Annotated in this window: 19 protein-coding genes and 2 pseudogenes; 11 read left to right on the forward strand and 10 right to left on the reverse strand. The window is 76.5% G+C overall.

The genetic code is table 11. The annotated features are described in order from the left end of the window. Nucleotides 1–98: 98 nt before the first annotated feature. From ACQFYA_RS05290 to ACQFYA_RS05310, 5 genes and pseudogenes are all read left to right on the forward strand, one after another. Nucleotides 99–1,694 (forward strand): pyridoxal phosphate-dependent decarboxylase family protein, encoded by a 1,596-nt coding sequence (locus ACQFYA_RS05290; protein ID WP_499122042.1) that lies wholly within the window; start codon nucleotides 99–101, stop codon nucleotides 1,692–1,694. Next, nucleotides 1,691–3,094, forward strand: coding sequence for a lysine N(6)-hydroxylase/L-ornithine N(5)-oxygenase family protein (locus tag ACQFYA_RS05295; protein ID WP_499122044.1), 1,404 nt, complete (start codon nucleotides 1,691–1,693; stop codon nucleotides 3,092–3,094). The genes ACQFYA_RS05290 and ACQFYA_RS05295 overlap by 4 nt, the downstream gene beginning before the upstream one ends. After that, on the forward strand, nucleotides 3,091–5,601 hold the full coding sequence (locus tag ACQFYA_RS05300) for a GNAT family N-acetyltransferase (RefSeq protein ID WP_499122046.1): 2,511 nt from the start codon (nucleotides 3,091–3,093) through the stop codon (nucleotides 5,599–5,601). Before ACQFYA_RS05295 ends, ACQFYA_RS05300 begins: the two co-directional genes overlap by 4 nt. Next, nucleotides 5,598–7,655: pseudogene (locus ACQFYA_RS05305) on the forward strand (penicillin acylase family protein); the annotation flags it as partial. The gene ACQFYA_RS05300 and the pseudogene ACQFYA_RS05305, both read left to right, overlap by 4 nt. 55 nt (nucleotides 7,656–7,710) lie before the next feature. Continuing rightward, the gene (locus ACQFYA_RS05310) at nucleotides 7,711–8,352 is read left to right on the forward strand and encodes a GNAT family N-acetyltransferase (RefSeq protein WP_499127443.1); all 642 of its coding nucleotides are present in this window, start codon (nucleotides 7,711–7,713) and stop codon (nucleotides 8,350–8,352) included. Nucleotides 8,353–8,380: 28 nt separating this feature from the next. Here ACQFYA_RS05310 and ACQFYA_RS05315 read toward each other — a convergent pair whose 3' ends face one another. Together ACQFYA_RS05315 and ACQFYA_RS05320 are read right to left on the reverse strand one after the other, a co-directional pair. Next, on the reverse strand, nucleotides 8,381–9,403 hold the full coding sequence (locus ACQFYA_RS05315; protein ID WP_499122048.1) for a Fic family protein: 1,023 nt from the start codon (nucleotides 9,401–9,403) through the stop codon (nucleotides 8,381–8,383). Between the two features lie 271 nt (nucleotides 9,404–9,674). Further along, nucleotides 9,675–10,817, reverse strand: a complete 1,143-nt coding sequence (locus ACQFYA_RS05320) for a LacI family DNA-binding transcriptional regulator (protein ID WP_499122049.1) — start codon at nucleotides 10,815–10,817, stop codon at nucleotides 9,675–9,677. A gap of 77 nt (nucleotides 10,818–10,894) precedes the next feature. On the opposite strand from ACQFYA_RS05320, the pseudogene ACQFYA_RS05325 reads away from it, so the two are divergent. Both ACQFYA_RS05325 and ACQFYA_RS05330 read left to right on the forward strand, forming a co-directional pair. Next, nucleotides 10,895–12,208: pseudogene (locus ACQFYA_RS05325) on the forward strand (MFS transporter); the annotation flags it as partial. After that, complete coding sequence (locus ACQFYA_RS05330) at nucleotides 12,205–13,431, forward strand: UDP-N-acetylmuramate dehydrogenase (RefSeq protein WP_499122051.1); 1,227 nt, start codon at nucleotides 12,205–12,207, stop codon at nucleotides 13,429–13,431. The pseudogene ACQFYA_RS05325 and the gene ACQFYA_RS05330, both read left to right, overlap by 4 nt. A 28-nt stretch (nucleotides 13,432–13,459) precedes the next feature. On the opposite strand, the gene ACQFYA_RS05335 is transcribed toward ACQFYA_RS05330, so the two are convergent. The 4 genes from ACQFYA_RS05335 to ACQFYA_RS05350 form a co-directional block, all read right to left on the reverse strand. Next, nucleotides 13,460–14,488 (reverse strand): L,D-transpeptidase family protein, encoded by a 1,029-nt coding sequence (locus ACQFYA_RS05335; protein WP_499122052.1) that lies wholly within the window; start codon nucleotides 14,486–14,488, stop codon nucleotides 13,460–13,462. 275 nt (nucleotides 14,489–14,763) lie between these two features. Next, nucleotides 14,764–15,048 (reverse strand): SHOCT domain-containing protein, encoded by a 285-nt coding sequence (locus tag ACQFYA_RS05340; RefSeq protein ID WP_499122053.1) that lies wholly within the window; start codon nucleotides 15,046–15,048, stop codon nucleotides 14,764–14,766. 150 nt (nucleotides 15,049–15,198) lie between these two features. Beyond that, complete coding sequence (locus ACQFYA_RS05345) at nucleotides 15,199–15,864, reverse strand: response regulator (RefSeq protein WP_499122054.1); 666 nt, start codon at nucleotides 15,862–15,864, stop codon at nucleotides 15,199–15,201. Then, nucleotides 15,861–17,411 (reverse strand): sensor histidine kinase, encoded by a 1,551-nt coding sequence (locus ACQFYA_RS05350; protein WP_499122055.1) that lies wholly within the window; start codon nucleotides 17,409–17,411, stop codon nucleotides 15,861–15,863. Before ACQFYA_RS05350 ends, ACQFYA_RS05345 begins: the two co-directional genes overlap by 4 nt. Between ACQFYA_RS05350 and ACQFYA_RS05355 the strand changes: the two genes are divergently transcribed. The 4 genes from ACQFYA_RS05355 to ACQFYA_RS05370 all read left to right on the forward strand — a co-directional run bounded on the left by ACQFYA_RS05355 (nucleotide 17,380) and on the right by ACQFYA_RS05370 (nucleotide 21,085). Continuing rightward, entirely contained in the window at nucleotides 17,380–17,934 is a 555-nt protein-coding gene (locus ACQFYA_RS05355; protein WP_499122056.1) for a LysR substrate-binding domain-containing protein, read from the forward strand. The genes ACQFYA_RS05350 and ACQFYA_RS05355 overlap by 32 nt on opposite strands. Before the next feature lie 65 nt (nucleotides 17,935–17,999). Then, nucleotides 18,000–19,115, forward strand: coding sequence for a DNA glycosylase AlkZ-like family protein (locus tag ACQFYA_RS05360; RefSeq protein ID WP_499122058.1), 1,116 nt, complete (start codon nucleotides 18,000–18,002; stop codon nucleotides 19,113–19,115). A 74-nt stretch (nucleotides 19,116–19,189) separates the two neighbouring features. Then, entirely contained in the window at nucleotides 19,190–20,554 is a 1,365-nt protein-coding gene (locus ACQFYA_RS05365) for a phosphotransferase (RefSeq protein WP_499122059.1), read from the forward strand. A gap of 123 nt (nucleotides 20,555–20,677) precedes the next feature. Continuing rightward, nucleotides 20,678–21,085 (forward strand): hypothetical protein, encoded by a 408-nt coding sequence (locus ACQFYA_RS05370; protein ID WP_499122060.1) that lies wholly within the window; start codon nucleotides 20,678–20,680, stop codon nucleotides 21,083–21,085. 87 nt (nucleotides 21,086–21,172) lie between these two features. Here ACQFYA_RS05370 and ACQFYA_RS05375 read toward each other — a convergent pair whose 3' ends face one another. From ACQFYA_RS05375 to ACQFYA_RS05390, 4 genes are read right to left on the reverse strand one after another with little or no spacing between them, the layout of a single operon-like run. After that, complete coding sequence (locus ACQFYA_RS05375; protein WP_499122062.1) at nucleotides 21,173–21,829, reverse strand: response regulator transcription factor; 657 nt, start codon at nucleotides 21,827–21,829, stop codon at nucleotides 21,173–21,175. Beyond that, nucleotides 21,826–23,337 carry a sensor histidine kinase gene (locus tag ACQFYA_RS05380; RefSeq protein ID WP_499122064.1) on the reverse strand — a complete coding sequence of 504 codons (1,512 nt, stop codon included), beginning with the start codon at nucleotides 23,335–23,337 and terminating at the stop codon, nucleotides 21,826–21,828. The genes ACQFYA_RS05375 and ACQFYA_RS05380 overlap by 4 nt, the downstream gene beginning before the upstream one ends. Further along, nucleotides 23,337–23,717, reverse strand: a complete 381-nt coding sequence (locus tag ACQFYA_RS05385; RefSeq protein WP_499122065.1) for a hypothetical protein — start codon at nucleotides 23,715–23,717, stop codon at nucleotides 23,337–23,339. The genes ACQFYA_RS05380 and ACQFYA_RS05385 overlap by 1 nt, the downstream gene beginning before the upstream one ends. Nucleotides 23,718–23,724: 7 nt before the next feature. Then, complete coding sequence (locus tag ACQFYA_RS05390; protein ID WP_499122066.1) at nucleotides 23,725–24,810, reverse strand: adenosine deaminase; 1,086 nt, start codon at nucleotides 24,808–24,810, stop codon at nucleotides 23,725–23,727. Between the last annotated feature and the right edge of the window lie 32 nt (nucleotides 24,811–24,842).

Consider the following 24,842-nt stretch of genomic DNA (forward strand, 5'->3'; position numbering starts at 1 on the left):
CCTTGCGATTGCGCTGGGTTTTAGGGATACCTAAGTTAGGCCAGGCTGACCTAAGTGGAACGGGTCGGCCCTGCCTACCTCCGAGGAGCGACCCGACGATGCCCACACCCCTGCCCGTCCACGGGACGTCGCCCGGCGCGCTGCTGCGGGGCGACACGGCGGCCGACTACGCCGTCGCGCTGCACGCCGTGGTGGACGACCTGGCCGACCGGGTCGCCGGCGCCCGGCAGCCGTTCTGCGGCGCGAGCCGTCGCGAGCTGCAGGCGCTCGTCGACGGCGTCGACCTCGACGGCCCGCCGGTCGGGACCCCGGACGCGCTGTGCGAGACCGCGGAGCTGTACGCCTCGCACGCCGTCTGGTTCCACCACCCCGCCTACGCCGCGCACCTCAACTGCCCGGTGGCGCTCCCGGCCGTCGGGGCCGAGGCGATGCTCGCCGCGATCAACACGTCGGTCGACACGTACGACCAGTCGACGGTCGCGACGCTCATGGAGCAGCGCCTCGTCGAGTGGACCGCGGCGCGCATCGGGTTCCCTGACGGCGACGGCGTGTTCACCTCGGGCGGCACGCAGTCGAACCTGCAGGCCCTGCACCTGGCCCGCGAGCGCGCGCTCACCGCGCCCGACGGCGCCCGGCTCGGCGGGGCGGCGCGCCGCGACCGGCTCGGCCGGCTGCGGGTGCTCGCGACGGCGTCGGGGCACTTCAGCGTGGCGCGCTCCGCCCTGCTGCTCGGCCTGGACGACGACGCGGTCGTCGCGGTCCCGACGGACGGCGCGGGACGGATGGACCCCGGCGCCCTTGCCCGGGCGCTGGTCGACGTCGAGCGCGCGGGGGACGTGGTGATGGCGGTCGTCGTGACGGCGGGCACCACCGACCGCGGCTGCGTCGACCCGATCGGGCCCGTGGCGGACCTGTGCGACGCCGTCGGCGCCTGGCTGCACGTGGACGCCGCGTACGGCGGTGGGCTGCTGGTCTCGAGGCGCCGCCGCCACCTGCTGGACGGCGTCGAGCGCGCCCGCAGCGTCACGGTGGACTTCCACAAGACGTTCTTCCAGCCCGTGTCGTCCAGCGCGCTGCTCGTGCGCGAGGCCGCGGACCTGGCCCGCGTGACCTGGCACGCGGACTACCTCAACCCCGCCGAGGAGTCGGGCGAGCGCAACCCGGACCTCAACCTGGTCGACAAGTCGCTGCAGACCACGCGGCGCTTCGACGCGCTCAAGCTCTGGGCCACGCTGCGCGCGCTCGGCGCCGACGGCGTCGGCGCGATGGTGGACGGCATCTGCGATCTCGCGGCCGCCGTGCACGCCGACCTCGCCGGCGACGCCGAGCTGCGGCTCCTCGCGCCCACCGACCTGTCCACCGTGCTCTTCCGATTCCAGCCGGACGGCGTCGACGACGCCCGCGCCGACGCCCTCGTGCCGCGCGTGCGGCGGGTGCTGTTCGACTCCGGCCGTGCGCTCGTCGCCAAGACCGTGATCGACGGCCGCCCATGCCTCAAGCTCACCCTGCTCAACCCGGACACGACGCTCGACGACGTCCGCGGCGTGCTCGACCTGGTGCGCTCCACGGCGCACGGGCTGCTCGCCGGGGAGGAGCTGCTCACGGACGACGCGCCGCCGTGCCGCGGTGCCCACCCGCGGCTCGAGCGCACCGAGGTCCCCCGCGACGCGACCCTCGAGGAGGCCCTCCGATGACCCGCGACACGCACACCCACGACCTGCTCGGCATCGGCGTCGGGCCGTTCAACCTGGGCCTCGCCGCGCTCGCCGACCCGCTGGACGACGTCGACGCCGTGTTCCTCGACCGCCGCGACGGGTTCAGCTGGCACCCCGGCATGATGCTCGAGGGCGCCACGATCCAGGTGCCGTTCCTGGCCGACCTGGTGACGATGGCCGACCCCACGTCGCCGTACTCGTTCCTCGCGTTCCTCAAGGCCACGGGCCGGCTGTACCCGTTCTACGTCCGCGAGTCGTTCTACCCGCTGCGCGCCGAGTACGACCAGTACTGCCGGTGGGTGGCCGACCGGCTCACCACCCTGCGCTGGGGCCGCGAGGTCACGGCGGTGGACCGCGACGACGCGACCGGGGACCTCGTGGTCACCGCCCGCCTGGCCGACGGCAGGGGCGAGACGTACCGGGCGCGGCACGTGGTCCTCGGCGTCGGCACGACGCCGCAGCTGCCGGGCCCGCTCGCCGCCCTGGCGGCCGAGGCCGCCGGGAACCCGGCCGCCGGGCCCGTCGTGCACAGCGCCGACTACCTGTCGCACCGCGACGCGCTGGCGGCGTCGGGCGCGGTGACCGTCGTGGGGTCGGGGCAGTCGGCCGCCGAGGTGTACCGCGACCTGCTCGAGGACGCGGCGCCCGGGACCCACCGCGTGGACTGGGTGACGCGCTCGCCGCGGTTCTTCCCGATGGAGTACACGAAGCTCACGCTCGAGATGACCTCGCCGGAGTACACCGACCACTACCGGTCGCTGCCCACCGAGCTGCGCGAGATCCTCGGCCGCGAGCAGCGCGGCCTGTACAAGGGGATCAGCGGCGATCTCGTCGACGACATCTACGACACCCTCTACCGCAAGTCCGCCCTCGGGCGGGAGGTGCCCACCACCCTGCTGTCGGACACGGAGGTGGTCGCCGCCCGGTTCGAGCCCGTCGCGGACGACCCGGACGGTACAGGCGAGTACGTGCTCACCCTGCGGCACGGCCAGCTCGGCACGACGGCGGAGCACCGCACGCGCGCGGTCGTCGCCGCCACAGGCTACGGCTCGGGCGTGCCCGGCTTCGTGGCCCCGGGGCTGGTCGACCTCGACGAGCTCGGCCGCGTGGACGTGGCCCGCGACTACACCGCCGGCGCGGGCGGGCGCCTGCACGTGGGCGGCACCGAGGCGCACACGCACGGCGTCACGGCGCCCGACCTGGGGTTCGCGCCCTGGCGCAACTCCGTCATCCTCGCGCAGGTCACCGGCCGCGAGCCCTATCCGATCGAGCGCAGCACCGCGTTCCAGACGTTCGGCCTGCCCGGGGGCGCGCCGACGGACCCGTCGGCCGGCCGGCCGGCACAGGCACAGGCACACACACGGGAGGCGGCGAGATGACGACGACGGCCCCCGAGACCCGGCCCCTCCCGGTCGCCGGCACCCGCCCGGCGGCCCCCGGCGCACGGGTCGCCCGCGACCGGTTCGCCCGCGACCGGGTCACCATCGAGCCGGTGGACCCCGGCCGCGACGCCGCGACCCTGCGCGCCTGGCTGACGCACCCCGCGTCGGCGTTCTGGCGGATGGGCCACCTGAGCGCGCAGGACGTGCGGGACTACCTCGCCGACGTCGCGGGCGACCCCCACCAGGACGGCTGGCTCGGCCGCGTGGACGGCCGCCCCGCGTTCTACGCCGAGACCTACGACCCGGCGCGCGTGCTGCTCGCCGACGTCCACGACGCCGCGCCCGGCGACCTCGGCATGCACCTGCTCGTCGCGCCGCCGCCCGCCGACCCGGCGGACCGCACGCCCGGCCTCACCGACGCGGTGATGGCCGCCGTCGTGCGCTTCTGCCTGGCGCCGGACGGTCGCGGGGCGGCGCGGGTCGTCGTCGAGCCGGACGTGCGCCACCGCGCCGTCGCGGCGAAGAACGCCGCCGCGGGCTTCCGGGTGCTGCGCGAGGTCGACGTCAGCGACGGCGGCCACACCAAGCGCGCGGCGCTGAGCGTCTGCACCCGCGCCGACTTCGCGGCCTCGGCGCTCGGCGACGGCCCGGACGACGCCCTCGACACCGCCCTGGACACCGCCCTCGACCTCGCGCCGCACCTGCGGCCGGACGTCGCCGAGCACGCCCACCGGCACCTGGCCGCCAAGGCGCTCGCGGAGCTCGCGCACGAGCGACTGTTCCGCCCGGAGCCCGACGGCGACGGGCGGTACGTGCTCGCCCTCGACGGCGTGACCTACCGGTTCGCGGCGCGCACGTTCGCGCTGGAGCACTGGGTGGTGGACCCCGCGTCGATCACCCGCCGCGCGGCGTCCGGGGCGGACGACGTCGAGCTGACCGTGGACGCGCTGGAGCTGGTGGCCGAGCTGCAGCCGCTGCTGGAGATCCCGGACGACCTCGTGGCCACGTACCTGGAGGAGCTGTCCTCGACGCTGGCCGCGGCCTGCGCCAAGCGCGCGCGCGAGCTGAGCGGGGCGTCGCCGCAGGTCCCGGCCTTGCTGGCGGGGCTCGCTCCGGCCGCCGGCGAGATCGATCCCGGCGACGACGACCGTCCCCGCGCCGACGCGTTCCAGGCGGCGGAGGCGGCGATGACCGAGGGGCACCCGGGGTTCCTGGCGAACAACGGCCGCATCGGGTTCTCGCTCGACGACTACCGCGCGTACGCCCCCGAGCGGGGCGAGCGGCTGCGCCTGGTCTGGCTGGCCGCGCGGCGCGAGCACGCCCACCTGGCCGTGGGCGAGGGGCTCACCGAGGACGGCCTGTACGGCGGCGAGCTCTCCGGCGCCGAGCGTGCGGCCTTCGCCGACCGCCTGACCGCGCGCGGCCTGGACCCGGCCGAGTACCTGTACCTGCCGGTGCACCCGTGGCAGTGGCAGCACCGCGTGCCGATCACGTTCGCGGCGGACGTCGCGCGCGGCGACCTCGTGCCGCTGGGGCCGGGCGCCGACGAGTACCAGCCGCAGCAGTCCATCCGCACCATGTTCAACCGCACGCGGCCCGAGCGGCACTACGTCAAGGTGGCGCTCGCCATCCAGAACATGGGCTTCCTGCGCGGGCTCTCCCCGACGTACATGCGCGACACCCCGCTCATCAACGACTGGGTGGCCGGCGTCGTCGAGGGGGACCCGGCCCTGCGGGCGGCGGGCTTCCAGGTGCTGCGCGAGCGCGCGTCGGTCGGGTACACGGGCGACGTCTACCACCGCACGGCCCGCCCGAGCGCCCACCGCAAGATGCTCGCGGCGCTCTGGCGGGAGTCGCCGGTGCCGCGCACCGCGCCGGGGGAGCGGCTGACCACCATGGCCGGCCTGCTGCACCGCGACGTCTCCGGGCGGTCGCTCGTGACCGCGCTGGTCCGCGCGTCCGGCATCGCGCCCGCGGCCTGGCTGCGCGCCTATCTCGACGCCTACCTGTACCCGCTGGTGCACTGCCTGCGCGCCCACGACCTGGCGTTCATGCCGCACGGGGAGAACCTCGTGCTCGTGCTGCGCGACGGCGTCGTGCGGCGGGTGTTCATGAAGGACGTCGGGGAGGAGATCGCGGTCCTCGGGCACCGCGACCTGCCGCCCGGCGTGGAGCGGGCGCGCGCCGTCGTCGACGCCGACCAGAAGGCGCTGTCGGTCTTCACCGACGTGTTCGACGGCGTGCTGCGCCACCTCGCGGGCATCCTCGCCGTCGACGGCGTGCTCGGCGAGGACCGGTTCTGGGCGGTCGTGGCCGACGTCGTCGACCGGCACGGCGACGAGCACCCGGACTTGGCCGGCCGGGTGGACCTGCGGGCGCAGCGGTTCGCGCACTCGTGCCTCAACCGGCTGCAGCTGCGCAACACGCTGCAGATGGTCGACCTCACCGACCAGTCCGCCTCGCTGCTGTACGCGGGCACGATGGCGAACCCGGCGGCGCGGTGAGCGGCGCCTCGGGCTGTCCGGGCACCCGGCGCCCGCCCCGGTTCGAGCTGTTCCGCGACGCGTGGGGCGTGCCGCACGTGCGCGCCGGCTCCGAGGAGGACCTCGCCTTCGGCCAGGGCTACGTCACCGCCCTGGACCGGGGGTGGCAGCTCGAGGTGGACCGTTGGTACGGCGAGGGTCGGCTCGCCGCGCGCGTCGGGCCGACGGGCCTGGAGTGGGACCGGTTCGCCGCCCGCGTGCGGCTCGCCGACACGACTCGCCGGGTGTGGGCGGCGCTCGCCGCGCCCGAGCGCGAGTGGCTCGCCGCGTACGCCGACGGCGTGCGGGCGGGCCTCGACGCCGGCGGGCGGGACACGCCCGAGCGGGCGCAGCTGGCCCGCGCCCTCGGCGGCGCCCCGCTGCCCGACGACGAGCCGTGGCGGCCGTGGACGCCGGTCGGCACGTTCCTCGTGCACCACGTCCTGTTCAGCGGGTTCCCGCACCTGCTGTGGCGCGAGCACGTGACCCGCACGCTCGGCGCCGACGCCGCCGGCTGGTGGGGGGCGGTCGACGGCGGCCCGTCGTCGGGGTCCAACGCGTGGGCGCTGCACGGGTCGCGCACGGCGTCGGGCGCGCCGCTGCTCGCCGGCGACCCGCACCGCCTCCTCGAGCTGCCCGGCGTGTACCAGCAGGTGCGGCTGGCCCGTCCCGGGCACGACGTCCTCGGGCTGGCCTTCCCCGGCGTGCCGGGCGTGCTGCACCTCGGGCACGCCGAGACCCCGGCGGGCGGGGTGGCGTGGGGCATCACGAACGCGATGGCGCACCACGTCGAGCTGTACGCCGAGGGGGACGGCGCCGCCGGGGCGGCGGGGCGGGTCGTCGCGTCGGGGCTCGAGGAGGTGCCCGTGCGCGGCGGCGACCCTGTCGACGTGCCGTGGGCCGAGACGGCGCGCGGCCCGCTCGTCACCGACCGGCACAGCCTGCGGTGGCCGGTGCGGGTCACGGCCGACGCCGGGGTCGCGGCCTGGCGGGCGCTGCAGCGCGCCCGGACGGCGCGCGACGTGGCCGACGTCCTGGCGGGCTGGGTCGACCCCGTCAACCGCGTGCTCGTGGCCGACTCCTCGGGCGAGGTGCTCAGCCTCACGGCCGGCCGCGTGCCGGTCGTGGCGCCGTCGGGGCGCGTCGTCCCCGCGACACCCGGGGCCGGGGCGCCGGCCTGGCGCGCGCTGCCCGACCCCGTCGTCGTCACCGGCGTCGCGGTGGACGCCAACGACCGGCCCGGCCGGCCGGAGCTCGACCTCGGCCACGCGTACGCCCCGCACCGCGGCGCGCGCGTGCGCGCCCTGCTCGCCGACTCGCCGCCCGGCGGGGAGACGGCCGCCGGGCAGGACCGGGTGCTCGGCGACACGAGGGACGGCGGGGCGTCGCCGCTCGTGGCGTGGCTGGACGGGAGCGCCGACCCGCGCGCCGAGCGGATGCGGGCGTGGGCGGCGGCGGGTGCCCGCGCGGACGCGGACGACGCCGACGCGGCGCTGTTCGCCCGCTGGCGGCACGCCCTCGTGCGCGCCGTCGCGGCCGACCCCGCGCTCGCCCCGCTGCACGCGCCGCACGACCTGCCCGAGGCGTTCGCCCCGTGGCTCGACGTCGTCGCGCGCGTGGGCGACGCGCTCGCCGTCGTGCTCGCGTCCGGCGTCGTCGACGCGACGCGGCTCGCCGCGACGGCGCTCGCGGGCCTCGACGACGCGGTCGACGGGGCGACCGAGGCCACGTGGGGCGACCTGCACCGCCTCGCGCCGCTGCACGCCCTGGACCTCGTGCCCGGCGCGGCGGCGCCCGCCGTGCCGCCGGAGCCGCTGTCCGGCGCCGGCGACACCGTGCGCTGCACGGGCGGGGTGCCCGGCGTCTCGCTCGCCTGCTCCCGGGGGTCGGTCGCGCGCTGGGTGTGGGACCTCGGCGACCGGCGCCGCAGCCGGTGGGGCGTGCCCTTCGGCGCCGCCGGCGACCCGCGCTCGCCGCACTTCGCCGACCAGCACCCGACGTGGGCGGCCGCCCGCACCGTGGAGATCGAGACCGACTGGGCGCGCCTGCGCCGCGTCCCCCCAGCACTGGACCATGACCGACGGAGGACCGATGACCGACGACACCCGACTCCTGGACGGCGCCCGCGGCGAGGAGGTGTGGCGCGTCGACGTGCCGGGCGCGGGCACCGTCACGGCGCACCTCCTGGACCCCGTCGCCGACGTCGACGTGCTGCACGCCTGGGTGAACCGCCCGCACGCCGGGTTCTGGGGGCTGGCCGGCCTGAGCCGCGACGACCTGAGCGCCACCTACGCGTTCGTCGACTCCCTGCCCACGCACCACGCCTACCTGGTGCGCTGGGACGGCGAGCCGGTCGTGCTCGTGCAGCTGTACCACCCGGAGGACGACCCGGTCGCGACCGCCTACGACGTGCGGCCCGGCGACCTCGGCCTGCACTTCTTCAAGGGCGGGGACGGCCCCGCGGCCCGGTACGGCGTGGCGCCGTGGACCGTCGTCGGGCCCGCCGTGCTCGGGCTCGCGCTGGCCGGGCCGGGCACGCGACGGCTGGTGGTGGAGCCGGACGCCCGGAACCGGGCGGCGATCGCCCGCATGGCGGCGTTCGGGTTCGAGCCCGCCGGCACCGTGCGCTTCGAGTCGCCGCAGGGGCCGAAGGAGGCGGTGCTGGCGTTCTGCACCCGGGAGCGCGCGGAGGCGATCCTCGCCGGGAGGGCCCAGGCCGCGAGCCCGGGCTGAGCCGCTGCGCGCGATCGGACGGGACGGGTCACGCCCGCCGGCCGGCGCGGCGGGAGAAATCGTCCATCGCGGCGAGAACCTCCGGCGCCTGCCAGTACTGATAGCGCCGACCTGTCGTCGCCGGGGTCAGGACGCCGTCGCGGACGAGAACGTCGATCGTGTTGCGTGCACCGCGGTCGGACAGGCCGAGGAGCCTGGCCACGTGATCCGCGGTGACGACCGGTTGGGCGAACAGCGCGTCGGACAGGGGCCATGCCGAGGAGTTCGAGCGTGCCGTGATCCGGTCGCGCCACCGGGTACGGATCTCGACGACGGACGCGGCCAGCTCGCGCCCGTCCGCCGCGGCCGCGAAGGCGGCTTCGGCGACACCTCTGACGATGTCTTCCGGAGAACCCTCGCGATAGGTGGTCAACGCCCGAAAATAGCGATCCGGGTCGCGCAGGAGCCCCGCTGACACGGGCACGGTCGTGGCTCGGACGACGGCGCGTTGTCGGAGCACCGCCTGGAGGACCACCCGGCCCGTGCGTCCGTTGCCGTCGGTGAACGGGTGGATGGTCTCGAACTGCGCATGGACCAGCGCCGCCTGCGCCAGAGCGGGAACGTCGGTTCGTCGCGCGAACCGCACGAGGTCGTCGACGGCGGCGGCCACCCGTTCGTGGTGCGGCGGGATGAAGTCCGCACCGTGGGGATAGGCGGCGTGCGAACCGATCCACACCTGCTCGGTACGCCACCGCCCGGCGACGTCGGGCTCGGACTCCGCCATCAGTGCGCGATGGACCGAGAGGATCGACTCGGCGTCGACCTGGTGGGCGCTCGCGGCGGCGACGGACATCGCGCGGACGTTCGCCGCGACCAGCTCCGCGTTCTGCTTCGCGTCGATCCCGATGCTGGCCATGGCGAGGTTGCGTGCGTTGGTGGTGAGGTGCTCGATCTGGGACGACGACGCCGACTCGCTCCGTAGAAGGATGGCGGGCATGGGCACGGGGAGCGACGACATCTGTTCGTCGAAGCGCACGACGTCGCGCGTCGCTTCTTCGGCGGTCTCGAGCACCTCGGGAGGGAGGTCGACGTCCAGAGCGGCGATCTCCGGGACGATCGCCGCTCGGTAGGGGCGCTCGATGCGTCGGCGTTCGAAGACGGACAGGTGCCCCGGCTCGATGGTCGAGACCCAGTCGCGGTCCTCGTGGCGGAGCGCAGGCCAAGCCTGCCGTCCGGTCGTGGACATCCCCGTCTCCCTTCAACCGACCCGATGATCGTTGAACTGATGGAGAGTTTACTTCAACAAGAGCGTCTCGTGCTGAAGTGAAGAGAACGGGCTGCGGTCAGGCCTGCGTGTCGGCGGGCTGCACGACGGGCGGCACGGGGCCGGTGGTGGTGCCGGGCACGAGGTCGACGGGGAGCGTCGTGCAGGTGGGCTCCTCGCCGGCCAGCACGCCGAGCACGGCGCCGCCCAGCGCGGCGCCCTTGGCCTGCAGCGGCTGGTGCACGCTGGTGAGCACGTCGGGGGAGAGCCACGGCAGGTCGATGCCGTCGAACCCGGCGATGGACACGTCGTCCGGCACGCGCAGGCCGAGCTCGCGCGCGGCGATGACGGCGCCCGCGGCGAGCAGGTCGGAGTGCGCGACGATCGCCGTCGGCCGCTCGGTCTCCGGCACCCACGCGCCCAGGATCTCCGTGGCGGCGTCCCGCCCGTGCTCGACGAGGGACGCGGGCGTCTCCCAGGAGATGACGGGCTCCACCTCGTCGCGCACGCCCTCGAGGCGGTGCCGCGTCGACGTGCGGTCGGCCCGCGCGAGCCGGGCCGCGTCGATCGGGCCGGAGCGCTCGTCGGCGTCGAGGGGGAGCGTGATCTCCGCGATCCGCGTGTGCCCCAGGTCCTTGAGGTGCCGGACCGCCTGCGCGGTGCCGGCCCGGTCGTCCAGCGCGACCAGCGGCGCGCCGTCCACGCGCCCGCCCTCGCCCACGACGACCGGCACGTCGCGGCGCTGCAGGGCGGCGAGCGTCGCGTCGTCGGTGAGCACGCCCCACACGAGCACGGCCACGTCCATGGCGGCGGACTCGAGGAGAGGGTCGACGACGGGCACGGGCGCGGGGAGGGAGCCGTCGGCGGCGGGCGGCGCGGCCGCCTTCCGCACGCCGGGGATGAGCAGCACCCCGAGGCCCTCGGCGCCGAGCACGTCGACCAGGCCGTCGAGCACCTTGACCGCGACGGGGTCGCGGAACGCCCGGCCGGGCTGGTCGCCGAGGACGACGCCCACGATGCCGGAGCGGCCGGACCGCAGCTGCCGGCCGAGCGGGTTGGGGCCGGAGTAGCCGAGCTCCGCGGCGGCGGCGAGCACCTTGTCGCGGGTCTCGGCGGTGATCGGGCCCGCGCCGGAGAACGCCAGCGACGCGGTGGAGACCGAGACGCCCGCGAGATCGGCCACCCGCGCGAGGGTCGGTCGGGTGCCGTGGCTGCGGCCCATGGAGCTCCTTCCGGCGGTGTCGGGGCGTCAGCCTACCCGCGGCGGGGCCGCAGCGTTCGAAACGATTTGACCAGCGTGGCGGATTCGGGAAGCGTCGGACCGTGAACACCGACCTTCCCCGCGAGCGCCCGTCCGCGCCGCCGCGGCACGCCGTGCGCGCGGCCTGGGCCGTCTTCGTCGTCTTCGTCGTCGCGGGGATCGGCATGTCGACGTGGGCGTCGCGCATCCCTGCGGTGCGCGACGGACTCGGCTTCTCCGAGTCCGAGATGGGCGTGCTGCTGCTCACGGGGGCGATCGGCTCGCTGGTCGCGCTGCCGCTGTCCGGGATGATCGCGTCGCGCATCGGCGCCGCCCGCACCTGCGTGTCGTTCGCCGCGCTGGCGGCCGTCGGCTTCAGCGTCACGACCCTCGCCGTCGAGGGCGAGCACCCCCTCCTCGTCCGGGTCGGCCTGTTCCTCGGCGGCATGGGCGTGGGCATCTGGGACGCCGCCATGAACCTCGAGGGCGCCGTCGTCGAGCAGCGCCTGGGCCGGTCGGTCATGCCGCGCTTCCACGCCGGGTTCTCGCTCGGCACCGTCGCGGGCGCGGGCATCGGCGCGCTCGCGGCGCACGCCGGGGTGTCCCTCCCGGCCCACGTCATCACGGTCGTGGTGTTCGACCTGCTGGTGGTCGTGGCCTGCGTGCGCTTCTTCGAGGCGACGCCGCACGGCGCGGGCGCCGCGGTCGACGGCGCGCACACCGACGCCCACGCGGACCCGTCCACCGCCGTCGACGCGGGCGGCGGTCACTCGCTGCGCGACACCCTCGCGACCTGGCGCGAGTCGCGCACGCTGCTCGTGGGCCTCGTCGTGCTGGCCGCCGCGCTCACCGAGGGCGCGGCGAACGACTGGGTCAGCCTCGCCGTCGTCGACGGGTTCGGCACCCCCGACTCCACCGGCGCGATCGCCCTCGCCGTCTTCCTCTGCGCGATGACGCTCGCCCGGCTGGCGGGCACGTCGCTCATCGACCGCTACGGCCGCGTGACCATGCTGCGCGTGTGCGGGGCCGCGGCCCTCGTCGGCGTGGTCGTCTTCGCCCTCGTGCCGTCGCTGTGGGTGGCGCTGGTCGGCGTCGCGATCTGGGGCGCGGGCGCCTCGCTCGGCTTCCCGCTCGGCATGTCCGCCGCGTCGGACGACCCGCGCCGGGCCGCCCTGCGCGTCTCCGTGGTCTCGACCATCGGCTACTCGGCGTTCTTCGTGGGCCCCGCGCTCATCGGCTTCCTCGCCGAGCACGTCGGCTACCGAGACGCGCTGCTCGTCCTGGCCGTGCCCGTCGCGCTGGGGCTCCTGGTGGCGGGCGCCGCCCGGCCGCTGCCGGCCTCCCCGGAGGCGACGCGTACGCTGGGCGCGTGAGCCTGTCGACCCTCCGCACCTCCTCTTCCGACGACCGCAGGTCGTCGAACCCCGTGCTCTCGGAGCTCACGACGCTGCGCGTCGGCGGGCCGGTGGACGACTACGTCGAGGCGGAGTCGGAGAGGGAGCTGATCGACGCCGTGCGGGCCGCGGACGACGCCGGGCAGCCGCTGCTGGTGATCGGCGGCGGGTCCAACCTGCTCGTCGCCGACGAGGGGTTCGCGGGGCTCGTCGTGCGCGACGTGCGCCAGGGCCTCGACGCCGACCTCGCGGACTCCTGCGGCACGGACGGCGCGTGCGGCGGCGCGAGCCTCACCCTGCCGGCCGGCCAGGACTGGGACGCCTTCGTGGCCGAGGCCGTGGCCAACGAGTGGGTGGGCGTCGAGGCGCTGTCGGGCGTCCCCGGCACCGTCGGCGCCGCCCCGGTGCAGAACATCGGCGCGTACGGCCAGGAGGTGTCCGGCGTGGTGGCGTCGGTCCGCACCTGGGACCGGCTCACCGGCAGCCGGAAGACCTTCACGCTCAGCGAGCTCGGCTTCGGGTACCGGACGTCGCTGCTCAAGCGCACCATGCGGGCCGGCGGCGGCGAGGGCGCCCCCTGGTACCCGACGCCGCGCTACGTGGTGCTCGAGGTGAACCTGCAGATGCGGCTCGGCAGCCTGTCCGCGCCCGTCGGCTACGGCGAGCTGGCGCGCCGACTCGACGTCGAGGTGGGCGAGCGGGCCCCGTCGGCCGCGGTGCGCGAGGCCGTGCTGGAGCTGCGCGGCGGCAAGGGCATGCTGCTCGAGGGCGTGGGCGTCGCGGCCCCCGACCACGCGCCCGACCACGACCACGACCGCTGGTCGGCCGGGTCGTTCTTCACCAACCCCGTGCTGCCCGCCGAGGCGGCCGAGGACCTGCCCGAGGACGCCCCGCGCTTCCCGGTGCGGTCCGCGACCCCGGAGACGACCACCGGGCCCAGCCTCGGCGTCGTCGACCCCACCCTGGTGAAGACCAGCGCCGCGTGGCTCATCGAGCACGCCGGGTTCACCAAGGGGTTCGGCCTCGCCGGCGAGCACAGCCCGGCGCGCCTGTCGACGCGCCACACGCTCGCCCTGACCAACCGTGGCGGCGCGACGGCGGCCGACCTGGTCGCCCTCGCGCGCGCGGTGCGCGACGGCGTCCGGGACGCCTTCGGCGTCGAGCTCGAGCCCGAGCCGGTGCTGGTGGGCACCGCCCTGTAGCGCCCGGCCGCGGCGCTCGGGGGAGCCCTCAGTAAAGGATGACGGGCGTGCCCGTCGGCATGCCCCAGGAGTCCCAGAGCCAGCTGATCGCGGCGTTGGACACGCGCACGCACCCGTGCGACGCGGGGTAGGGCGGGATCGACGGCGAGCCGTGCACGGCGTAGCCGCCCGAGAAGTACTTCGGCCGGTACATCGAGCCGAGCTCGAGCGTCGACTCGTGCATGCCGTTGCGCTCCATGTACACGGCGTAGGAACCGCGCGGCGTCGACGCGTGATAGCTGCGGCCCTTGGCCTCGAACGTCTCCCCGTTGCCCGACGACGCGTTGAAGATCCGGGTGACCTCGCCGTTCTCGACGGTCATCAGCAGCTGCCGGTCGAGGTCGATCTCGACCGCCTTGCCCGAGGACGAGTGCGCGGACGGGCGGACGCCGTCGTCCAGCGCGTCCTGCGTCTTCGGCCCGACGACGCCGTCGCGGTACTGGCCGGCCGCCTTCTGCAGCGCCCACACCGCCTGCTGCGTGGCGGGGCCGAAGCTGCCGTCGGCGTCCTGGAGGAAGTAGCCCAGGTCCTGCAGCTGCTCCTGCAGCGCGACCACGCGGTCGCCCGAGTCGCCGTACTCGAGCATCTTGTCGCGCTCCTCGGCGGCCTTCTTCTCGGCGGCCTCCTGCTCGGCCGCCTCCTTCGCCGCGGCCTCCTCGGCGGCCTGTTTCTCGGCCTCCTCCTCCTCCTCCGCCTTCTTCTCCGCGGCCTTCTTCTCGGCCTTCTTGTCGGCGGCTTCCTGCTCCGCCTTCTTGTCCGCGGCCTCCTGCTCGGCCTTCTCCTGCGCCTCCTGCTCCGCGCGCTCCTGCTCCGCGGCCGCGTCGTCCGAGGCGTCGGGCGTCGGGCTCGCGCCGTCGTCGCCGGAGGGGGACGTCGAGGTGGCGGTCGGCGCGGCGCCGGGCTCCGGCTCGGTGTCGCCCGACAGCGGGGCGCAGCCGGTGAGCACCAGCGCGAGCACGACCGGGACGCCGAGGAGCGACGCCGCTCGGCGTCGCCGTGGGCTGGGAACCGTACGCATCGTGCCCCTTCCGCGCCGGTGGGCGGCGCGCCGGGGGCGCCGCGGAAGTACTACCGTGCCCCGCGCGTCCCCGGACCGCGACCGCAGCACTCCGGTCGTGTCGTGATCGTCACCGTGTCGTGACCTGTCGTGTGCCGTTCACCTGCTCTGACGCGCGACGGCGCCGGATCGTTGGGGCGATCGACGGCACCCGCCACCACGGGCCTTCCAGCACGCGATCCCTCGTGTCATCGGACCCGATGACACGAGGGATCGCGTGCTGGAAGGCGGCCGGGTCAGCGCCGGTCCTCCTTGAGGACGCCGAGCCGCTGCCGGTACTCGGCCTCGTCGATCTCGCCGCGGGCGTACCGCTCGCCCAGGACGTCGACCCCGCCGGCGCCGCCGCGGGCCCACGGCGGGCCGTACCGGCGGGCGCGGCGGGCGACGAGGAAGACGACGGTGGCGAAGAGCAGGAACCACAGGATCGGGAAGACGATCCACCAGCCCGGCCCGCCGCCGCCGGCGTACGGGTGCGCGGCGACGGCCGCGGGGACGGCGATCGCGGTGGCAGTGGTGAGCATCGTGGACTCCTCGTGACGGTGGGTCCGCCCGGTGCGGGCCCTCGACCACCACCGTCGCCCGGCGGGGTGGTCCGCGTCGTCAGCCCGCCGTACCGACCTGCGTCGTCCCGTCGTGCCGCACGTGCCGCACGTGCCGCACGAGCCGCACGGTCAGCCCGACCAGCCGGGGCGCACGACGCCGCCCTCGTACGCCGCCACCACGAGCTGCGCGCGGTCGCGGGCGCCCAGCTTCGCCATCACGCGCGAGACGTGGGTCTTGACGGTCGACTCCGAGAGGTAGAGCGTGCGCGCGATGTCGTCGTTCGACAGGCCGCCCGCCACCTCCACGAGCACCTCGCGCTCGCGGGCGGTGAGGTCGTCGAGGCCGGGCGGGGGCGGCACGTCGCGGGTCGCGTCGGCCACGCGGGCGAGCAGGCGGCGCGTGACGCCGGGGGAGAGGAGGGCGTCGCCCGCGGCGGCCACGCGCACGGCGCGCACGAGGTCCGCGGGCTCGGTGTCCTTGACCAGGAAGCCGGTGGCCCCGCCGCGGATCGCCTCGGCCACGTACTCGTCCAGCTCGAACGTCGTCACGACCACCACGTGCACGCCGCCCGCGCGCGGGTCGCCGACGATGCGGCGGGTGGCCTCCAGCCCGTCCGCGCCCGGCATCCGCACGTCCATGAGGACGACGTCCGGCAGGAGCTCGAGGGCCAGGCGCACCGCGTCGTCGCCGGTCGCGGCCTCGCCCACCACGGTCATGTCGTCCTCGGCGTCCAGCAGCGCGCGGAACCCGCCGCGCACCAGCGCCTGGTCGTCGGCCAGCAGCGCGCGGATCATGCGTGGTCCTCCTCGGTCGCGGTGGCGTCGTGCGGCGGCGGGGCCTCGCCGGGCAGGGGGATCGTGGCGTCGACGACGAAGCCGACGCCGTCGCCCGTCGCCTGGTGGCCCGTGCGCAGCGTGCCGCCGGCGCCCTCCACGCGCTCGCGCATGCCGCGCAGCCCGTAGCCGGGGCGGTTCTCGTCGAGCGGGCCGCCCGGGCCGCCGTCGTCGGCCACGGCGACCCGCAGCCGCCGGCCCTCCCGGCCCAGGTGCACCACGACGGACCGCGCGCCCGGAGCATGCCGGCCCACGTTGGTCAGTGCCTCCTGCACCACGCGGTACGCGACGCCCGCGAGGTGTGCGGGCACGACGCCCGCGGGCAGCAGCGCGGGGTCGACGTCGAAGCGCACCGCCACGCCGCGGGCGCGCAGCGGCTCGGCCAGGCGCGGCAGGGCGGCGAGGTCCCAGGTGGGGGTGCGCGGCTCGGGGACTCCGTCTGCCCCGGGCGGGCCGCCGTCCGCGTCCTCGCCGCGCACGACGCCGAGCACCGCGCGCACCTCGTCGAGCGCGTCGCGGCTGGTGGTCTTGATGGAGGAGAGCGCGGAGCGCGCCTGCTCGACGTCGCGGTCCAGCAGGTGCAGGCCGACCCCCGCCTGCACGTTGATGGCGGACAGGGAGTGCGCGAGGACGTCGTGCAGCTCGCGCGCGATGCGCAGCCGCTCGGTGGCGACTGCCGTGCGCTCCCGCTCCGCGCGCGCCGCGCGCAGGGCGGTGGCCCGCGCGACCCGCTCGCGGACGCCGGTGGCGACCAGGAGGGCGACGGCGGTCCAGGCGGCCCCGCCCAGGATCCCGGCGGCGCGTGGCACGTCGTCGCGCAGGGCGGCGGCGCCCACCACGGTGCCCCACATCAGCACGGCCCCCGACCACGCGATCGCGCGGGCCCGGGCGGGCGGGCCGGTCAGGAGCACCATGATCAGCACGCCGACGGTGCCGCCCAGGGCCGGGCCCCAGGCGTAGCCGAGCGCGAGGTAGGCGCCGACCGCACCCACGGCCAGCAGGACGGCGAGCACGGGGCGGCGAGGCAGGGCCAGCAGCACGACGGGGCCGACCAGCGCGAGCAGCAGCCCCAGGGCGTCGACGTCGCGCGCGCCCGGCTGCCAGTGCGAGGCCCCGAGCGTCCCGAACGTCACGACCACCGCCAGCGCGAGCGCGAGGAACAGCCGGGGGCGCCATCGGTCGAGGGGGCCGCGGTCCATGCCCGGAACGCTACGCCGGGGCCGCGGGCCGTGCGTCCGACCGTGGTGCCGTCCGGCGTCGTCCCCAGGGACGACGCCGCGGCGCCCGGTCGCCCGGTCGCCCGGCCGGTCGCGGGCGAGCAGCACCGCGCCGAGCACGAGGACGATGCCGACCGTCGCGGCCGGCCTGACGTCCTCGCCGAGCACGAGGACGGCGAGCGCGGTCGCCCCGACGGGCTCCAGCAGGGAGAGCAGCGCGAGGACGACGCCCCAGGCGGCCGAGCCGGGCCAGCAGCTCGTGGACCGGCAGCCCGCCTGGGTCGTCCTCACGCCCGCCGGGCGGCTGGTCGTCGAGGCCGCGCAGCGGGAGCTGCGCCGCGGCACGCTCGACCTCGTCCTCACCGAGACCGAGAGCGCCATCGGGCGGGCGACCCCCGCCGGGGCCCGTGACGTCCCCGTGCTCGACGAGCCGTGGCTGGTGGTGCTCCCGGCGCACCACCCCGCCCCCGAGCGGCTGACCGACCTGCGGCACGCCACCTGGCTCGGCGCGGAGCCCGGCCACGCGGCCGACCAGGTCGTGCAGCGAGCCCATGCCGCCTCGGGCGCGACGACGCCCCTCACGCACCGGTACGACGACTACACCGTGGCGCTCTCCCTCGTGGCGGCGGACCTCGGCGTCGCGGTCGTCCCCGCCCTCGCCGTGCCGGACCTCCTGCCCGACACGGTGCAGGTCGTCACGCTCCTGGGGCTGGGGACGCGGCAGATCGTCGCCCGGCACCGCACGACCGGCGGCGCTCCCGGCGCCGCGACGCTCGCGGTGCTCGACCACCTGCTCGCCGCGGCGGGCGGCTGACCCGTCCGAGCCCGCCCGGCGGCCGCGTCGTCCGGGCTGTCGGCTCCCGGCGCTACCGTCGTCCCGTGGTCACCGACAGGGGTGCGGGGACGGGCGAGCCCGTCCGGCTCACGCGCACGCAGGCGCGTCGCGTCGCGGTGCGGGCACAGCTGCTCGACGCGCACCGTCCGGGCGACCTGGTGGGCACGGTCGAGCGACTGCTGGTGCTGCCGGTCGACCCGACCACGGCGGTGGCGCCGGCGGTGGACCTCGTCCCGTGGTCCCGGCTCGGCCGCGCGACGTGGCCCGGCGCGGTCGAGGACGCGCTGGCCGACCGGATGCTGTTCCGGCTGGGCGGCACGGTGCGCTCCATGGAGGACCTGCCCCTCTACCTCGAGCAGATGAGCCGGTGGCCGTTCGGGGAGTGGCGGCAGGGCTGGTTCGACGACAACGCGCCGTTCCTCGCCGACGTGCTCGCCCTGCTGGACCAGGCGGGCCCGCTGACGGCGCGCGACATCCCGGACACCAGCGTGCGCCCCTGGCGGTCCACCGGGTGGACCGGGCAGCGCAACGTCACGCAGATGCTGGAGCTCGCGTCCCTGCACGGCGACGTCGCGATCTCGGGGCGGCGCGGCCGCGACCGGCTGTGGGACCTGGCCGGGCGCGTCTACCCGGACGTGGCGCCCCTGCCGCGCGAGGAGGCGGCGCGCGAGCGGGTCGCGCGCCTGGTGCGGGCCCGCGGCATCACCCGGGCCCGGGTGCCCGGCCTGCCGGGGGACACGGACTACGTGGACCTGGCCGGCACGCCGGCCACCGTGGAGGGCACGGAGCGGACGTGGCTCGTCGACCCGGCCGCGCTCGACGCCGTCGACGACCCGTTCGAGGGCCGCACCGCCGTCCTCTCGCCCTTCGACGCCCTCGTGCACGACCGCGCCCGCCTGCTGGAGATCTTCGACTTCGACTACGTGCTCGAGATGTACAAGCCGCGCGCCAGCCGCCGCTGGGGGTACTTCGCGCTGCCGGTGCTGCACGGGGACCGGTTCGTCGGCAAGGTCGACGCCACGGCCGACCGCCGGGCGGGCGTGCTGCGCGTGGACGCGATCCACGAGGACCTGCCGTTCGACCCGGAGGTGTTGCGGGCGGTGCGCGCCGAGCTCGAGGAGCTCGCGGGGTGGCTCGGCCTGGCCGACGTCTCGCTCTGACACGCGGCCGCCGATGAGAGGGCTCTCATCGGGCTCTCACCGCGCGCTCGCCCCGTGCGGGTCGGATGACCGTCATGACCTCCCTCGCGGGCGGGCTCGGGGCCCGCCGACCCGCCGCCCCGGCCGCGCCCCTCCCGGTTCCGCCGCGCCCCTGGCTCGACCTGCTGACGGGCGACACCGCGGCCGACCTGCTGGGGGCGGCGCTCGCCGCCGACGGCGCGGCGCTCGAGTCCTGGTCCGTGCGGCAGGTGCACGCACGACCGGGGGCCGAGGTCACGGTGGCGTACGACGTCGTCGCCCGGCGCGGGTCCGGTGGGGCCGTTGTCCGCGCGCACGAGGACCTGTTCGCGACGAGCGCCCCCGCGTCCGCGTTCCGCCGCGCACGGGGTATCGGCGCACGGGGCATCGAAGGTCGGGGCGTCGGCGGCCGGGGCGACCGCGCTCCGGGTCCCGGCCTGGTGCGGCTCGACGACGGCGAGCGCGCCGTGCACGTGTGGCGGCACCCGCACGACCCGGCACTGCCCGGGCTCGGGGTCGGCAGCACGCCCGCCCGGGTCGCCGACCGGCTGCGCGCGGCCGGCGTCGACGCGCCGGTGGCCTCCCTCGAGACGGTCACCTACCGCCCGCTGCGGCGCGCCGTGCTGCGGGCGCGCACCGCGGCCGGCTCGGTGTACGTCAAGGTGGTCCGGCCCTCGCGGGTGGGCGACCTGGTGCGGCGGCACGCGCTCTTCGCGGAGCGGCCGGAGGGTCGGGGTGTCGCCGCGCCGCGGGTGCTCACGTGGTCCGCGGACGGCGTCGTCCTGCTCGCGGAGGCGCCCGGCGTCTCCGTCGCCGCCCGGGTCGCGATGACCCCCGCCGCGCGGCAGGCGACGTCCGTCGACCCGGCCGAGATCCTGCGGGTCGCGACGGGACTGCCGCGCGCCGCCCGGGAGCTGCCGCGGCGGCCGGCGTGGGCCGACCGCCTGGGGCACTACCTCGCCGACCTCCGCGAGGTGCACGGCGTGGGCGCCGGCCGCCTCGACCGGCTCGGGCGCGAGATCGGCGCCGCCGTCGAGGCGGGGGACCACGGCCCGCCCGGCGTGACGCACGGCGACCTGCACGCCGCGAACCTGCTGCTCGACCCGGCGGCGTCCGCCGCGCGGGTGGGCACCGTGCTCGACGTCGACACCCTGGGCCCGGGGTACCTCGTGGACGACCTGGCGTGCGCCGTCGCGCACCTGGCGGTGCTGCCCGTCCTCGACCCCCGCGCGTACGCGGGGGCGGGGGGCCTCGTGGAGCGCTGGCTCGCGGCCTTCGACGCGGAGGTCGACCCCGCGCTCCTGCGCGCCCGCGCGGCGGCCGTCGTCGTCTCCCTCGCCTCGGGGGCGGGCGACGCCGCGGTCGTCGACGCGTTCCTCGCCGTCGCCGAGCGGCTCGCCGCCGGGGCGGCCGAAGTCTGAGAGACCTCTCACGCACCGCTCCTGGCGCTCTCACCCGCGCCGCGAAGGCTGGGACCAGACGGGCGGGAGACCGCCCCGGAGCACGACCGGCACGCACGACCGACACGACGAAGGAGCAGAACGATGAAGTCACGCAGCGCATGGATCGTCACGGGGGCGCTGGGCGCGGTCGGCCTGGGGGCCGGCGTCGCCGCCGCGCAGGGCACGCTCGACCGGACGCCGGACGACGAGGTCGTCGCGTCCGCCGTGCAGGTGGGCGACGACGGTTCGGCGAGCGACGCCACGGCATCGGCCACGCCGGCGCCGGCCACGCCCTCGCCGACGGACGTGCAGAACGGCACGTCGATCACCACGGTGACGGCGGGCTCGGTCGCGACGCCGTCGACGGCGCCCACGACGCAGACGGCCCGGACGGCTCCGTCGGCCCAGACCGCCCCGACGTCCGCCAGCCCGGCGACGGCGGCGTCCGCGGTGAGCCCGGTGACGCCGCGGTCGGCGCAGACCGCTCCCACGGCGGCGTCGTCCGACTGACCCCCGCCCGGCCCGCATCGAGCGTGCTGAGCTGATCCTCACACCGGCAGTTCGAGGATCAGCCAGCACGCTCGATGCGTCCGCGGGTCAGGCCAGCCGGTAGCCCATGCCGCGCACGGTGACGAACCGCTCGGCGCCGAGCTTGTTGCGCAGGTAGCGCACGTACACGTCCACGACGTTGGAGCCGGGGTCGAAGTCGTACCCCCACACGCGGGACAGCAGCTGCTCGCGGCTGAGCACCTGCCCGGGGTTGCGCAGGAACGCCTCGGCGAGCGCGAACTCGCGGGCGGACAGGTCCACCTTCACCCCGGCGGCGGTGGCGCGCCGGGTCCGCAGGTCCAGGCTCAGGTCGCCGTGGCTGAGCACCGTCACCTCGCCGGCCGGCTCGACGCGCAGCCGCAGCCGGATGCGCGCCAGCAGCTCCTCGAACCGGAACGGCTTGGGCATGTAGTCGTCCGCCCCGCCCTCGAGGCCGGCCACGGTGTCCGTCACGGACGTGCGGGCGGTGAGGATGATGACGGGCAGCGTCACCTTCGCCTCGCGCAGCCGGCGCAGCACGGTGAAGCCGTCCTGGTCGGGCAGGCCCAGGTCGAGGACGAGCAGGTCGAAGTCGCCGGAGGAAGCGAGGTCGAACGCCTCGCGCGCGGTGGCGACCGTGGTGCTCGCGTAGCCCGAGGCGCGCAGCCCCTTCGCGACGAACGACGCGATGCGGGTCTCGTCCTCGGCGATGAGGATCTGGCTCACGGGGCGGTCCTTCCGTCAGGGGCGGGGGCGGGCGTGGGGTCGGCGTCGGGCACGGGGAGCACGGGGACCACGACGGCGAAGGTGGAGCCGCGGCCCGGGACGGACTCGACGGTGACCTCCCCGCCGTGGCCTTCGGCGATGGCCGCGACGATGGCGAGGCCGAGGCCCGAGCCGTCCCGCCGCCCGCCGTCGTGCTCGCCGCGCGCGAACCGCTCGAAGATGCGCCCCAGGTCGTCGGGGGCGATGCCGACGCCCTCGTCGCGCACCCACAGGCGCACGCGCGAGCCGTCGTGGTTGGTGCGCGACCCGATCGCCACGACGCTGCCGGGGTCGGAGAACTTCACGGCGTTCGCCGCGAGCTGCAGCCACGCCTGGGTGAGGCGCTGGCCGTCGGCCATGGTGCGGGCGTCGGTGCGGGAGTCGACCAGCCAGGTGCGCTCGCCCAGGGTGCGGGCCTTGTCGAGCACGTCGTCGGTGAGGCGGCCCAGCTCGACGGGCACGGGGCGCACGAAGTCCGGCTGGCCCACGGTCGCGAGGGTCACGAGGTCGTCGACCAGCCGGTTCATCCGGTCGAGCTCGTCGAGGGCGAGGTTCCGCGTCTCGGCGGCGTCCGCCGGGTCCGCGCTGTCCATGAGCTCGAGGTGGCCGCGCACGATCGTCAGCGGGGTGCGCAGCTCGTGCCCGACGTCGTCGAGGAGGCGGCGCTGCGACTCGAACGACCCCTCCAGGCGGTCGAGCATGCCGTTGAAGGCGCGGGAGAGGTGCGTGAGGTCGTCGTTGCCCGACTCGGGGATCCGGGCCGACAGGTCGGACTCGCCGATCTGCTGCGCGGTGCGGGCGAGCATCCGGATCGGGCGGAGCAGCCGCCCGGCGAGGAGCCACCCGACCACGCCCGTCACGACCAGCGCGGCGAGCGCCACCAGCACGTAGCTGCGGAAGACCGCGCGGGTCTCGGCGTGCTCCGCCGCGCGGTCGTACGCGAGGACGAGGGCCGCCGGCTCGCCGGACGCGGACGCGGCACCGGCCGCCTCCGGCAGCGCGGCGACGGGGGCGACGAGCGCCCGGTAGTCGGTGGTCGCGGTGCGGACGGTGCGCAGCACCACCTGGTCGGAGTGCAGCAGCGGGGTCACCGCGGCGACGAACTCCGGGTCGTCCTGGAGGTGCACCTCCACGGCCTGCTGGGACACCAGCGGCCGCTGGCCGGCGCGCAGCCCGACGACGCCCTCGTGCCGGGCGGGGACGTCGAGCTGGATGGCGGTGACGACCACCTCCTCGGCGGAGGAGAACGGGTCGCCCGTGACGGGATCGACGCCCGACGCGGCCAGGGTGCGCAGCTCGTCGGCGCTCTCCACGAGGTCGGCGTCGATGCGGTCGTCCACCTGCTCGTGGGTGAGCAGGTACGCGGTGGCCCCGGCGAACCCGAGCGCGAGGGCGGTGAGCGCGAGCAGGGCCGTGAGGATGCGCGTGCGGACGGTGGGCCCGCCGCGGGGCCCCGGGGCTCGCGCCATCAGTCGTCCTCGTCGGTGTCGGGGGTGCCGTCGTCATCGTCGTCGGGCCCGTCGTCATCGTCGTCGTCCGTGGGCGGGACGGGCGCCACCCCGCCGTCGTCGGACGTGCGGGTCGGTGTCGGGCTCGGTGTCGGGCTCGGCGGCGGGGCGGACGACGTCGGTGACGGTGCGGACGACGGCGACGACGGCGACGACGGCGACGACGGCGTGGGCGACGCCGGGTCGGGGGTGGGGGAGACGACCACCACGCCGCCGACGTCGCGGTCCTCGGGCTCCGAGGTGGTGGCGGTGGCGACGATGCCCGCGATCACCGCGACGAGGGCGATCCCGAGCACCCAGGGGACCGCGGCGCGCCACCGACGTCCCGACCGTTCTGCCATGCCGCGATCATCCCGCGGGCGGATGAGACGCAGATGAGAGCGGGGCGGCGGCGTGCGGCCCGCCCGCCGCCGGGTCGGGCGCGGCGAGCCAGGCGTCGACGTCGGCCAGGAGGCGGCGCCTCGTGCCCTCCGACGCGCGGCTGGCCAGCACCGACGACCGCGCGAGGCCGGCCAGCTCCGCGTCGGTGAACCCGTGCACCTCGCGCGCCGCGACGTACTGGTCGAGCAGGCGCGACGAGAACAGCAGCGGGTCGTCGGCGCCGAGCGCCACGCGCGCCCCCGCCTCGACCAGGGGCCGCAGCGGCACCCGGGACGTGTCGGCGTACACGCCGAGGCCGACGTTCGACGCCGGGCACACCTCGAGCGCTACCTCGCGCTCCACGAGCTCGTGCAGCAGGGCCCGGTCCTCCCCGGCGCGCACGCCGTGGCCCAGCCGGTCGGGGTGCAGGGCGTCGACGACGTCGCGCACGTGCGCCGGGCCGAGCAGCTCGCCGCCGTGCGGCACCGACGCCAGCCCGGCGCGCCGGGCGATCCGGAAGGCGGCGGCGAACTCGGCGGTGTCGCCGCGCCGCTCGTCGTTGCTGAGCCCGAAGCCCACCACCTCGCCCGCCCCGTCGCCGGCGTACCGGGCGGCGAGGCGCGCGAGCACCCGCGCGTCGAGCGGGTGCCGCGTGCGGGACGCGGCCACGATCACCGCCACCTCGACGCCGTGCGCGGCGCTCGCGGCCCGCGCGGCGTCCAGCACGATCTCGACCGCGGGCGTGATGCCGCCGACGAACGGCGCGTACGACGTCGGGTCCACCTGGATCTCGAGCCGCCGCGAGCCCTCGGCGGCGTCGTCGGCCGCGGCCTCGTCCACGAGCCGGCGCATGTCGGACTCCGACCGCACGCACGCGCGGGCCGCGTCGTACAGGCGCTGGAACCGGAACCAGCCGCGCTCGTCGGCCGGCACGCGCAGCGGGTCGCCGTCGGTCAGGGCGCTCGGCAGCCGCACCCCGTGCCGGGTCGCCAGGTCACGCAGGGTCGGCACCCGCATCGACCCCGTGAAGTGCAGGTGCAGGTGAGCCTTGGGGAGCTGGGCCAGATCGCGCACGGCGCCAGTCTGCCCCGAACCGGTCGGGACCG

Source organism: Promicromonospora sp. Marseille-Q5078 (assembly GCF_050315395.1).
GTDB lineage: Bacteria > Actinomycetota > Actinomycetes > Actinomycetales > Cellulomonadaceae > Isoptericola.